Here is a 12,463-nt window from a genome sequence, read left to right as displayed (position 1 = left end):
CCGATCCCGAAGAGAGCAGCACCGTGACGCACCCCTTCCTCGACCTCAGCCCGCTCACCGCCGCGCATTTCGCGTCGATCGAGCGGCGGGTGGCCCGGCTGCTGGCCACCGAGCAGGATGTCGTCATCACGCAGGGCGAGGCCCTGCTCCCCCTCGAAGGCTGCATCCGGGGCGGCGCCCGGCCCGGGTCGACCGCCCTGAACGTGGTGACGGGTCCCTACGGGCAGACCTTCGGCAACTGGCTGCGCGACTGCGGCACCGAGGTCGTCGACCTGGCGGTGCCCTTCCACACCGCCGTCACCGCCGAACAGGTAGCGCAGGCGCTGGACGCCAACCCGGAGATCGACTTCGTCTCGCTGGTGCACGCGGAGGCGGCGACCGGCAACACCAACCCGGTCGCGGAGATCGGTGAGGTCGTGCGCGCGCACGGGGCGCTGTTCATGCTGGACGCCGTGGCCTCGGTGGGCGCCGAGCCGCTGCTGCCGGACGCGTGGGGCGTCGACCTGTGCGTGATCGGCGCGCAGAAGGCGATGGGCGGCCCGGCCGGGGTGTCCGCGGTGTCGGTGAGCGCCCGCGCCTGGGAGCGGCTGGCGGCCAACCCGCAGGCCCCGCGCCGCTCCTACCTCTCGCTGCTGGACTGGAAGGAGCGCTGGATCGACGGTGGGCGCAAGGCGCTGCCGCATGCACCGGCCCAGCTGGAGATGCTGGCCCTGGAGGCCTGCACGGAGCGGATCGAGGCGGAGGGCCTGGACGCCGTCATGGCCCGGCACGCCGCCGCGGCTGCGGCCACCCGGGCCGGCGCGCTCGCGCTGGGCGGCGGGCTGGCCCCGTACGTGCGTGAGGCGAAGGACGCCGCACCGGTGGCGACCACGCTGCGCGCTCCGCAGGGCGTGGACGCCGCGGGCCTGGTGGCGCGGGCACTGTCCGAGGACCCCTCGCTGCCGCTGATCGCGGGCGGCGGGGCGCTGGCCGGGGAGATGATCCGGGTCAATCACTACGGGGTGGACGCGACGCGGGGCGCGGTGCTCTCCTCGCTCGCTGCTCTGGGGGCGGCGCTGGCCGATGCGGGCCGGCAGGTCAATTTCGAAGCTGCCCGCAAGGCGGTTTCGGAAACCTGGCCCAGCGAATAAATCGTGCGCAATTCAAGAATGCGGGGAGTTGTTTCGTCGAGAACAGCTCCCCGCATTCTTCTGCCCGCTTCTCCGAAGACTAAACGCCCCAGTTTCCACGAGGGTCCGTCACTCATTTCGGTTACGTCTCCATAGAGTTATCACGTTGTGACCGACTCCACACCGAGTTCGTTTTGCCCGATAAATCCGGGTCAATTCGGAAGGAATCGCAACCGTTTCGCGCTGGAGCGCGCACCCGCGTGATAGCACAGAAGGCGTCTTCACCCAACCCTTTTCCTCGATGCAATTTCGAAATTTGCTGGGTAAATTCAAATCCATGACCGCCGCACCAGCAGATTTTGCACGTGCCCGAAGCGAATTCATCACCATCGACACCCCACGAGTGGAGGACGGAGCCGCGATCTGGCGCATAGCCCGCGACTCCAAGGTCCTGGACCTCAACTCCTCGTACAGCTACCTGCTGTGGTGCCGTGACTTCGCGGCGACCTCCGTGGTCGCCCGCGACGAGACCGGCAGCCCGGTCGCCTTCGTGACCGGGTACATCAGGCCAGACCGCCCCGAGACGCTCGTCGTCTGGCAGGTGGCCGTCGACCACGGCCACCGCGGCACGGGCCTGGCGGCGAAGCTGCTGGACGAGCTGACCTCACGGGTCGCCGCACACCAGGGCCTGGCCTCGCTCGAGACGACCATCACACCGGACAACACCGCGTCGGACCGCCTTTTCACGTCCTACGCCCAGCGCCACGACGTGGCGCTGGAGCGCGAGGTGCTCTTCGACGGCGGCCTGTTCCCGGAGGGCACTCATCTGCCGGAAGTGCTCTACCGCATAGGCCCGTTCCACGCCTGAGCGAGCACTTCCGCCGACGGGCCCCGGTGCCCGCCGCGCCCCCCTTCACCGCCGCACGTCACACCCCCCTCACGCAGGAGACCCGCTGTGACCATCACCCCGCCCGCCCTGAGTGTCTTCGAAACCCTCGAGTCCGAGGTACGTAGCTACTGCCGAGGCTGGCCCGCCGTGTTCGACCGCGCGCAGGGCGCCCGCCTGACGGACGAGGACGGCCACTCGTACCTCGACTTCTTCGCCGGAGCCGGATCACTCAACTACGGCCACAACAACCCGGTGCTGAAACGCGCGCTGATCGACTACATCGAGCGCGACGGCATCACCCACGGCCTCGACATGGCGACCACCGCCAAGCGGGCCTTCCTGGAGACCTTCCAGAACGTCATCCTGCGGCCGCGCGACCTGCCGTACAAGGTGATGTTCCCCGGCCCGACGGGCACCAACGCCGTCGAGTCGGCGCTGAAGCTCGCCCGCAAGGTCAAGGGCCGCGAGTCCGTGGTGTCGTTCACCAACGCCTTCCACGGCATGTCGCTCGGCTCGCTGGCCGTCACCGGCAACGCCTTCAAGCGGGCCGGCGCCGGCATCCCGCTGGTGCACGGCACCCCGATGCCGTTCGACAACTACTTCGACGGTCAGATCCCCGACTTCCTCTGGTTCGAGCGCCTCCTGGAGGACCAGGGATCCGGCCTCAACAAGCCCGCCGCCGTGATCGTGGAGACGGTCCAGGGCGAGGGCGGCATCAACGTCGCCCGCGCCGAGTGGCTCCGCGCGCTCCAGGAGCTGTGCCACCGCCAGGACATGCTCCTGATCGTCGACGACATCCAGATGGGCTGCGGCCGTACCGGCGACTTCTTCTCCTTCGAGGAGTCCGGCATCGTCCCGGACATCGTGACCCTGTCGAAGTCGATCAGCGGCTACGGCATGCCCATGTCACTCTGCCTCTTCAAGGGTGAGCTGGACATCTGGGAGCCGGGCGAGCACAACGGCACCTTCCGCGGCAACAACCCGGCCTTCGTCACCGCCGCCGCCACGCTCGACGCCTACTGGGCCGACGGCCAGATGGCGCAGCAGACCCGGGCCCGCGGCCAGCAGGTCGAACAGACCCTGCTGGCGATCTGCGGCGAGCACGACAGCGCGCGGTTCCGCGGCCGCGGACTCGTGTGGGGTCTGGAGTTCGATGACCCGGCGCGTGCGTCGGCCGTGTGCGCCCGCGCCTTCGAGCTGGGGCTGCTGCTGGAGACGTCCGGCCCGCAGAGCGAGGTCGTCAAGCTGCTCCCGCCGCTGACCATCACCCCCGAGGAGCTGGACGAGGGCCTGCGCACGCTGGCCCGCTGCGTCCGCGAGACCGCCTGAGAGGCGGTCGGGTGCCCGGCCCCAGGTCACCCGACCGCCTCCGGCCCGGGGCCGCCCCCGGGCGGCCCCGATGAGATACACCGTAGAGAGAAAGGCACCGACCCACCGTGATTGTCCGATCGTTCAGTGACGTCGAGAACACCGACCGGCACGTGAAGTCCGCCTCCGGCACCTGGGAGAGCAAGCGCATCGTGCTCGCCAAGGAGAAGGTGGGCTTCTCGCTCCACGAGACCGTGCTGTACGCGGGCACGGAGACCTCGATGTGGTACGCCAACCACATCGAGGCCGTGCTCTGCACGGAGGGCGAGGCAGAACTCACCAACGACGAGACCGGTGAGAAGCACTGGATCGCCCCGGGCACGATGTACCTGTTGAACGGGCACGAGCACCACACCCTGCGTCCCAAGACGGACTTCCGGTGCGTGTGCGTCTTCAATCCTCCCGTCACCGGACGGGAGGACCACGACGAGAACGGTGTCTACCCGCTGCTGACCGAGGAGGGCTGAACCATCATGACCACTGATGTACGCGCCGACCTGTACCCATCGCGCGGCGCCGCCGAGATGACCACTCCCCGCCAGGACCCGGTCATCTGGTCCGCGCCGGGCGCACCGGGGCCGGTCTCCGCGAAGGACCTCCAGGGGTTTGAGCGCGACGGCTTCCTCACCGTCGGCCAGCTGATCGAACCGGACGAAGTGGCCGGCTACCACGCCGAACTGGAGCGGCTGATCGCCGATCCTGCGGTCCGGGCCGACGAACGCTCGATCATCGAGCCGAAGTCGCAGGACGTACGGTCGGTCTTCGAGGTCCACCGGCTCAGCGAGGTGTTCGCCCGGCTGGTCAGCGACGAGCGCGTGGTCGGCCGGGCCCGGCAGATCCTCGGCTCGGACGTGTACGTCCACCAGTCCCGGATCAACGTCAAGCCGGGCTTCGGTGCCTCGGGGTTCTACTGGCACTCGGACTTCGAGACCTGGCACGCCGAGGACGGTCTGCCGAACATGCGGGCGGTGTCCGTCTCGATCGCGCTGACCGAGAACTACGACACCAACGGCGGGCTGATGATCATGCCCGGCTCGCACAAGTCGTTCCTCGGGTGCGCGGGTGAGACACCGAAGGACAACTACAAGAAGTCGCTGCAGATGCAGGACGCGGGCACCCCGTCCGACGAGGCGCTGACGAAGATGGCCGACCGGCACGGCATCAAGCTCTTCACGGGGCCGGCCGGTTCGGCGACCTGGTTCGACTGCAACGCCATGCACGGTTCGGGCGACAACATCACCCCGTACCCGCGCAGCAACGTCTTCATCGTGTTCAACAGCGTGGAGAACAAGGCCGAGGAGCCCTTCGCGGCTCCGATCCGCCGCCCGGAGTTCATCGGGGCGCGGGACTTCACGCCGGTGAAGTAGGGCCCGACCGCGATACGGCGGAGGGGGTGGGACGGTGCGCCGTCCCACCCCCTCCGCCGTCGTGCGCGATCACTCCTTCGCCGCTGCCGCGAGCATCCGCGCCGGAGCGGGACAGCCCTCAGGAACGTGTGATCGCTTGCCCGGCCGGGCCTCCGGGTATCTCGCTGGACCCGACCGGCGGCCACGGGCGACAGTGTGGCCCATGACTTCACACGTGCACCACGTCACCGTCGACTGCGCCGACGCCTACGAGCTCGCCACGTTCTGGGCCGGGGTGCTGGGCTCTCCCGTATCCGACGAGGACTCCCCCGGTGACCCCGAGGCCCTCGTCGAAACCGCGGACACCGCGCTGCTGTTCATCACCGTGCCCGAGCCCAAGAGCACCAAGAACCGCGTCCACTTCGACATCCAGCCGGACGACCGCACCCGGGACGAGGAGGTCGAGCGGCTGCTCGCCCTCGGCGCCACCCTCGTCGGCGATCACCGCAAGCCGAACGGGCGCGGCTGGGCGACCCTGGCCGATCCGGAGGGCAACGAGTTCTGCGTGGAGTGCAGTGCGCGCGAGCGGGCGGAGCTGACCGGGACGCGGCTCCCGGTCACCGCGGCCGACGTGACCTCGTCGGTCCGGCTCGCGGTCGCCGCGCTCAGGGAGGCCCCGGCGGACAACTGGCACTCCCCGGCCGGGACGCTGAGCTGGACCTGCTGGGAGACCGTGGAGCACCTGAGCGACGACCTGTTCGCGTACGCGGCCCAACTGGGACCGCAGTCACCGCCGTTGGACGGGGAGGTGCCGTTCCACTGGAGCCCGCGGCGCGAGGGCGGGCCGTCCAACGCGATCTTCGCCGATCCGGCGGCCGGCACCGCCGGTCTGCTGCAGGTCCTGGAGGCGAGCGGGGCGATGCTCGCGGCGATGGTCGCCACGACCGCGCCGGACGTCCGCTCGTACCACGGCTTCGGGATCTCCGACGCGGAGGGATTCGCCGCGATGGGCATCGTGGAGACCCTGGTGCACACCCATGACCTGGCCGAGGGCCTGGGCCTGGACTGGACGCCGCCCGCAGAGCTGTGCGACCGGGTGCTGGCCCGGCTCTTCCCCGACGCCCCGGACGACAGCGACCGGTGGACCGTACTGCTGTGGTCCACCGGTCGCGCCGAACTCCCGGGCCGTGCACGGGTGTCGTCGTGGAAGTGGCACGGAGCCCCGCCGGCCGACGCCCCGCAGTCGTAGCGGGCGGGCGGAGCGCGGGGGTCAGGCGGTCAGTACGTCCAGCGCGCGGTCCACGTCGGCCGCCGTGTTGTACAGGTGGAAGGCGGCGCGCAGGTTGCCGGCCCGGTTGGAGACCATCACGCCGGCCCGCATCAGTTCCGCCGCGCGGTCCCCGAGTCCGGGCACCGCGACCACGGCGGAGTCCCCCGGCACCGGCTCGTGCCCCGCCCCCGCCAGACCGGCCCGGAAGCGGGCCGCCAGGCCGGTGGCGTGGTCGTGGACGGCGTCGATGCCGATCTCGTTCAGCAGCGCGAGGGAGTGCTCGGCTCCGTGGTACGAGAGGAACGCGGGCGGCTCGTCGTAGCGGCGGGCGTCGGGGGCGAGCTCGGCGACCGGCCCGTAGGTGCTCCCCCAGCGGTCCTCGGCGCTGACCCAGCCCGCGAAGACCGCCGGCAGTGACTCCTGCGCCTCCTCGGTGACGGTGAGGAACGACGCGCCGCGCGGGCAGAGCAGGAACTTGTAGCCGCCCGCGACCGTGTAGTCGTACGCCCCGGCGTCGAGCGGCAGCCAGCCGGCGGACTGGGTGGCGTCAAGGAGCGTACGGGCGCCATGGACGGCCGCCGCCTCCCGCACCGCGTCCAGGTCCGCGGTGCGGCCGTCGGCGGACTGCACGGCGGAGAAGGCAACGAGCGCGGTCTCCGGACGCACCGCTTCGGCCAGCCCCGCCAGCGGGACGTACCGCATCCGGAGGTCGCCGCGGACCGCGAACGGACTGACGACGGAGCTGAACTCCCCCTCCGGCGCGAGCACTTCGGCCCCCGCCGGGAGCGAGCAGGCGATCAGCCCGACGTGGACGGAGACCGAGCTGCCGACCGCGACCCGGCCGGCCCCGACACCGGCGATCCGCGCGAAGCCCTCCCGCGCGGCGTCGGCGGCCCCGAAGTCGCCGGCCCCGTCCCGGCGGCCGGTGGCGTTCTCCTCGGCGAGGGCCTTCACCGCGGCCACGGTCCGGCGGGGCAGCAGCCCGCAGCTTGAGGTGTTGAGGTAGGCGGTCTCCGGCGCGAACTCGGCGTCGACCGCACGGCTGAGCGAAGAGATCATCATCCGCCCAGCCTGGAGGCCCCTCAACCCATAGTCAATCACCAATAGTCAAGGGGCATCCCCAAGCGATGCTTATGCGGACAGGCGGGCTGCGGTCAGCCGTTGCCGCCCGCAGCCGGAACCTCGCACGCGCCGTCGGCGTCACAGGCCGCGGCGTCCCCGCCGATCGCCGTCAGCGGGCGGTCCTGCCACGCCTGCTCCAGCGCCTGGGCGAAGACCTCGGCGGGCTGGCCGCCGGAGATCCCGTACCGCCGGTCCAGCACGAAGAACGGCACCCCGTTGGCGCCCAGCTCGGACGCCTCCCGCTCGTCGGCCCGCACCTCGTCCGCGTACGCCTCGGGGTCGGCGAGCACGGCACGCGCCTCGTCGGCGTCCAGTCCGGCCTCCACGGCGAGCTCGGCCAGCACCTCGCCGTCGAAGACGGACCGCTCCTCGGCGAAGTTCGCCCGGTAGGCGAGGTCCAGCAGCTCGTTCTGACGCCCGCGGGCCTTGGCCAGGTGCAGCAGCCGGTGGATGTCGAAGGTGCTGCCGTGGTCCCGCCCCTCGGTGCGGTAGCCGAGCCCCTCGGAGTGCGCGTTGGCGGCGACGTTCGCCTCCATGGACCGCGCCTCCTCGGGGCTGCGCCCGTACTTCCGCGCCAGCATGTCGAGGACCTGCACGGTGTCGCCCTTGGCCCGCCCCGGGTCGAGCTCGAAGGAGCGGTGCACCACCTCGACCTCGTCACGGTGGGCGAACCCGGCCAGGCCCTTCTCGAAACGGGCCTTGCCGATGTAGCACCACGGGCAGGCGATGTCGCTCCAGATCTCGACGCGCATGACTCTTCAACTCTCCGGGCTCTCGGGGGCTGCTCGAAAACAGCGCGGAGGGACCCTCCGCTCCTGTGGGAACACCTGTCCGGGCCCGGGTCATTCCCGCCCGCTCGTTCCCGCCCCGCTCAGGCGCGTACCCCGGCCGGCACCGCCAGGCGCAGCACCAGATGGTCGCTCGTGCGGGGATGATCCGGATCGGGGGCCCAGCCCCTGGCCACGTAGAAGGACTGGGCGCGGGTGTTGTGGACGAAGACCTCCAGCCGGGCCTCAGCCACCCCGTCGCGCTGCCAGGCCGCCACGCACGCCTCGTGCAGCTCGGTGCCGACGCCCTGGCGCCACCGGTCCGGTGCCACGTGGAGCTGGGTCAGGTGCATGACGCCGTCGCGGACGGCGTGGGCCGCGATGCCGGCGAGGACGCCGTCGCGCTCCGCGCAGAGCACGGTGGCGCCTTCCCGGTCGACGGCGCGCGCCCAGCCGCCCCGGCTGCGGCCGACCTCCTCGGCGCCCAGGTACTCCTCCTCCGGGAGGTGGCCTCGGTAGTAGGTGGCACGCGCTTCGGTGTGCAGGCGGACTATGTCGTCGAGATCGGCGGGCGTGGCTGTTCGGATCATGCTGAAGGGGACGCGCCGGACCGGCGACGGGTTGCGGCCGGACCGGCAGCGGGCCGCGCCCCGGGCGGTGCGGGGGCACGGTGAACGTATGCAGTCACAGCACTGGGGTCTTTCGGTGGATCAGGCCGGATCAGGGAGCGGTGTCCGGTGCGTGCAGCTGCGAGGCGGACGAGGGAGCGGGATGGGGCCTCCCCTGCCCGAGCGAAGCCGAGAGCCTGGGAAAGGAGCATTGGCGACCGACGGAACGCCGCAGATGTGCGCACCGGACACCGCGAGCCCGGCATGATCCGGACGAGAGGCCCTAGATCTTCCCGGCGCCCGCTCCGCCGGTCACCGAGGAGACCACGGACGAGGCAGGTTCGGCGGTGTACGAGTACGGCGCCCGGGTCAACGTACCGACCTGCGAGATCTCGGTGGCCGCGCCGCCGAGGTCGTTGCCGCGTTCCACGACGTAGCCGTCCTCGTCGCTGTCCCGGATGGTGGTGATGGCTACACCGGTACTGCGGAAGACGTTGTTCTCCACCAGCATCTGCGCGCCCATCCGGGAGTGCACGGCCGTCGAGGCGCCCACGACGTAGTTGTCGTAGAAGTGGCCGGTGCCGAACCGGAGGCTGGGGATACGGGAGTTGACGTTGTTGAAGTAGTTGTGGTGGTAGGTCACATGGAGGTGGCCGGTGTCCTCGCTCGCGTTGTTGTCGCTGTGGCCGACCAGGCTGCCCTTGTAGTGGTCCTTGAAGGTGTTCCAGGAGACGGTGACCTGGTCGGAGGCGTGGGTGATGTCGAGCAGACCGTCGTAGTAGTCCTTGTCGTGGTCGCGGTCGGCGGAGAAGGTGTTGTGGTCGATCCACACCTTGGTGGACTTCTGGACGGTGATCCCGTCGGCGGGGGCGACCGGCTTGCTGATGTTGAGGTTGCGGATCACGATGTTCGTCGAGTTCTTCAGCCGCAGCCCGCCACCGGTGAACCCGGAGGACGAACCGACGCCCAGGACGGTGGTGTTGGACCCGATGTCGACCTGGCCGCTGAGCGAGATGATCCCGCTGACCTTGACGGTCTTGGCGGCGGTGCCGGTGACGGCCGTCTTGAACGCGTCGAGGCTGGTGACGGTCACGGCGGCGGTGCTGCCGCCGCCGGTCGTGCCGGCCCCGTAGCCCACGGGAGAGGTTTCGGCGGCCCCGGCGGAGCCCGGGAGCAGGGCGACGGCGACGACGGCGACTGTCCCGGCGGCGAGGGCCGTGAGGCCACGGCTGCGGGTGCGGAGTTGGGTGCGCATGATGTCCCTTCGGTACGACGACGTGCGGGGAGGGTGCTGTGCCGAGCGGCTCGTACGCGGCGCGGTGCGCTCGCTTGGCGGCCGCTGGCTCCCTGTAGTCGTCGCCGGAGGGCGGGGGGTTGCCGGGTCGAGGAGGTGATTTCCGTTCAGCGGACGGAAGCCTGCGCCCGCGGCGCGCACCCGCCCCGCAGCCCTCACCGGACTCCGGACCCCCGGCCGTCACACGGCTCGGAAGTCGGGCAGGGCCCAGCTCCGGTCGAAGAACGGCTGGGTGGGACCGTAGAGGCGGAAGTGGACGAACCAGCCGTCCCGGGCGACGGTCTTCATCCACACGTACGCCTGGGCGGCGCGCTGCGCGTCCATCTGATCGAACAGCAGCTCGGAGGTCTCATCGGTGGGCAAGGTGTGTTCGAGCGTGAGCGCACCGAAAGGGGTCTCGATCGTCTCGTCGCCCGTCAGGTCCGCATCGTAGAGAGACGTCACCGTTCGTCACCTTTCGACAAAAACCGCGAAAAACCGTCGAAAAGTAGCATCCATGACTATCCCGCACCTTGCCCGTCGAACACGCTCGGGGGCGTGCGGTCCGGTCAGCTCCCGTCGCGCAGGTCCACCAGCCCCCTCGGGCGGAACGTGATCCGGTCGAAGGCGGCCTCGCAGCCGTCGCCCGTGGGTGACTGGACCAGGAAGCCGATGGACGCGGCGGCCGCCTGCTCCGGGGTGCCCAGGGCGAAGACGCGGACGAAGGTCCACTTCTCGCCGTCGGCGGAGGCGTGGCAGGCGAAGGCCTTGCCGGTACGGCTCAGGCGCAGCCAGTGGGTGTCGCCGTCCACGACGGCGGAGTTGACGTCGTCGGAGTGGCCGCGGGTGACGACCGTACAGATGGTGGGGCGGTCCGGGGAGAGCTCCAGGCAGAGCTTGGCCCACTCGCGGTCGCCGACGTGGAGGTAGAGGACGCCCGCGTCGAAGGGGGCGGCGAAGCCGACCCGTACCCGGGCGATCAGCTGGAAGTCGCCCTCCGGGGCGGTGCCCAGGAGCCGGGGCGCGTCGCTCGCGGGGTCGGTGGCATCGCCGGCCGGCGGGACGAATCGGTCCTGCCGGGCGCCCGCGCGAGCGGTCAGGGTGCCGTCCTCGTAGCTCCACCCGGTGGCGGGGCCGGACGGTTCGAGGCCGAAGGGGAGTTCGGGGAGTCGCAGGGTCATGCGCGCCGCCCGTCCACCCGGCGGGGCAGGCCCAGCGGGTTGTCCTCGCGGAGCTCCGGCGGGAGCAGGGCCTCGGGGGTGGTCTGGTAGCTGACCGGGCGCAGCCAGCGCTCGATCGCGGTGGCACCGACCGAGGTGGAGGTGGAGGTGGTGGCCGGGTAGGGGCCGCCGTGGTGCTGGGCGGGCGCGACGGCGACGCCGGTCGGCCAGCCGTTGACCAGGACGCGGCCCGCCAGCGGGGTGAGCGCGGCCAGGAGTCCGGCGGCGTCGTCGTCGGCCTCCTCCGTGGCGATCTGGAGGGTGGCGGTGAGGTTGCCGGGCAGCCGGGACAGGACCGCGGCGACCTCTTCCTGGGAGGTGTAGCGGGCCACCACGGTGACCGGGCCGAAACACTCCTCCAGGAGGGCGTCGTGCGGGCCCTCGGCGGTGAGCAGTGCCGCCGGTACGGTCAGGAAGCCGGCCGCGACGGTGTGCTCGCCGCCCGCGCCCGGGGTGACCGGGGCCTGCACGTCCGGGAGTCCGGCGCGCTCGCGCACTCCGGCGAGGAAGGCGTCGCGCATCCGGTGGTCGAGCAGGACGCCCGCCTCGGTGTCGCTGACGGCTTCGGTGAGGGACTTCAGGAGCCGGTCGCCGGTATCGCCCGCGGGGGCGAGGACGAATCCGGGCTTGGTGCAGAACTGGCCCGCGCCCATGGTCATCGAGCCCGCGAGCCCGGTGCCGATCTGCTCGCCGCGCTCGGCGGCGGCCGCCTCGGTGACGACGACGGGGTTGAGGGAGCCGAGCTCGCCGTGGAAGGGGATGGGGGCGGGCCTGGCCGCCGCCGCGTCGAAGAGGGCGCGGCCGCCGCGCACCGAGCCGGTGAAGCCGGCCGCGCTGACGAGGGGGTGCCTGACCAGTTCGACGCCGGCTTCGAAGCCGTGCACGACGGTGACGACGTCCTCGGGCAGTCCTGCCTGGGCGGCGGCCCTGCGCAGCACGGAGGCGCAGAGTTCGGAGGTCGCCGGGTGGTCGGGGTGGGCCTTGACGACGACCGGGCAGCCGGCCGCCAGCGCGCTGGCGGTGTCGCCGCCGGGTACGGAGAACGCGAGCGGGAAATTGCTGGCCGCGTAGACGGCGACGACCCCGAGCGGGATCTTGTAGCGGCGCAGGTCGGGCCAGGGCGGGGTGCGGGTGGCGTCCTCGTGGTCGATGTGGATGTCGAGGAACGCACCCTCGTCCACGACCTCGGCGAAGGCCCTCAACTGGGCTGCGGTGCGCGCGAGTTCACCGGTGAGCCGGGCCGGGCCGAGCGCGGTCTCGGCGTCGGCGGCCTCGATGACGTGCTCCCCTGCCTCGGCGAGCAGGTCGGCCGCGGTGCGCAGGAACGCGGCGCGCACGGTGCGGTCGGCGAGCGAGGCGCGGACGGCGTGGGCGGCCCGGACCGCCCGGTCGACCTCCTCCGCTGTAGCCTCCACCGCAACCTGCTCACGCGGGTTCCCGGTGCGGGGGTCGACGCTCCAGACTGGTGCTGCTGCCACCGTTTTTTCCTTC

The 12,463-nt window shown here is 71.3% G+C and carries 13 protein-coding genes; 6 read left to right on the top strand and 7 right to left on the bottom strand.

Features of this window, described 5'->3' with window-relative positions:
• Positions 1–23 precede the first annotated feature (23 nt).
• The 6 genes from EDD93_RS22255 (at position 24) to EDD93_RS22230 (ending at position 5,961) form a co-directional block, all read left to right on the top strand.
• On the top strand, positions 24–1,130 hold the full coding sequence (locus EDD93_RS22255) for an alanine--glyoxylate aminotransferase family protein (RefSeq protein WP_123527920.1): 1,107 nt from the start codon (positions 24–26) through the stop codon (positions 1,128–1,130).
• Positions 1,131–1,512: 382 nt separating this feature from the next.
• Entirely contained in the window at positions 1,513–1,977 is a 465-nt protein-coding gene (gene ectA, locus EDD93_RS22250; protein ID WP_123526822.1) for a diaminobutyrate acetyltransferase, read from the top strand.
• An 87-nt stretch (positions 1,978–2,064) separates the two neighbouring features.
• Entirely contained in the window at positions 2,065–3,327 is a 1,263-nt protein-coding gene (gene ectB / locus EDD93_RS22245) for a diaminobutyrate--2-oxoglutarate transaminase (protein WP_123526821.1), read from the top strand.
• 107 nt (positions 3,328–3,434) lie between these two features.
• A complete protein-coding gene (locus tag EDD93_RS22240; RefSeq protein WP_123526820.1) occupies positions 3,435–3,833 on the top strand; it encodes an ectoine synthase in 399 nt (132 codons plus the stop codon).
• 6 nt (positions 3,834–3,839) lie between these two features.
• Entirely contained in the window at positions 3,840–4,733 is an 894-nt protein-coding gene (gene thpD / locus EDD93_RS22235; RefSeq protein ID WP_123526819.1) for an ectoine hydroxylase, read from the top strand.
• 202 nt (positions 4,734–4,935) lie between these two features.
• Entirely contained in the window at positions 4,936–5,961 is a 1,026-nt protein-coding gene (locus EDD93_RS22230; protein WP_123526818.1) for a VOC family protein, read from the top strand.
• Positions 5,962–5,982: 21 nt separating this feature from the next.
• Here the strand turns inward: EDD93_RS22230 and EDD93_RS22225 are convergent, their stop codons facing one another.
• The 7 genes from EDD93_RS22225 to EDD93_RS22195 form a co-directional block, all read right to left on the bottom strand.
• Entirely contained in the window at positions 5,983–7,044 is a 1,062-nt protein-coding gene (locus EDD93_RS22225; RefSeq protein WP_123526817.1) for an aminotransferase class V-fold PLP-dependent enzyme, read from the bottom strand.
• Between the two features lie 92 nt (positions 7,045–7,136).
• Complete coding sequence (locus EDD93_RS22220; RefSeq protein WP_123526816.1) at positions 7,137–7,856, bottom strand: DsbA family oxidoreductase; 720 nt, start codon at positions 7,854–7,856, stop codon at positions 7,137–7,139.
• A 119-nt stretch (positions 7,857–7,975) separates the two neighbouring features.
• On the bottom strand, positions 7,976–8,461 hold the full coding sequence (locus EDD93_RS22215) for a GNAT family N-acetyltransferase (RefSeq protein WP_123526815.1): 486 nt from the start codon (positions 8,459–8,461) through the stop codon (positions 7,976–7,978).
• Between the two features lie 301 nt (positions 8,462–8,762).
• Positions 8,763–9,734, bottom strand: coding sequence for a polysaccharide lyase family 1 protein (locus EDD93_RS22210; RefSeq protein ID WP_123526814.1), 972 nt, complete (start codon positions 9,732–9,734; stop codon positions 8,763–8,765).
• A 219-nt stretch (positions 9,735–9,953) separates the two neighbouring features.
• On the bottom strand, positions 9,954–10,217 hold the full coding sequence (locus tag EDD93_RS22205) for a hypothetical protein (RefSeq protein ID WP_123526813.1): 264 nt from the start codon (positions 10,215–10,217) through the stop codon (positions 9,954–9,956).
• A gap of 104 nt (positions 10,218–10,321) precedes the next feature.
• Positions 10,322–10,933 (bottom strand): DUF1349 domain-containing protein, encoded by a 612-nt coding sequence (locus EDD93_RS22200; RefSeq protein ID WP_123526812.1) that lies wholly within the window; start codon positions 10,931–10,933, stop codon positions 10,322–10,324.
• Entirely contained in the window at positions 10,930–12,450 is a 1,521-nt protein-coding gene (locus EDD93_RS22195; protein WP_123526811.1) for an aldehyde dehydrogenase (NADP(+)), read from the bottom strand. The genes EDD93_RS22200 and EDD93_RS22195 overlap by 4 nt, the downstream gene beginning before the upstream one ends.
• Between the last annotated feature and the right edge of the window lie 13 nt (positions 12,451–12,463).

This window comes from Streptomyces sp. 840.1 (assembly GCF_003751445.1).
Classification (GTDB): Bacteria; Actinomycetota; Actinomycetes; order Streptomycetales; family Streptomycetaceae; genus Streptomyces.
The sequence above is the reverse complement of the archived record's forward strand: the minus strand, read 5'-3'. Positions and strand labels throughout refer to the sequence as shown.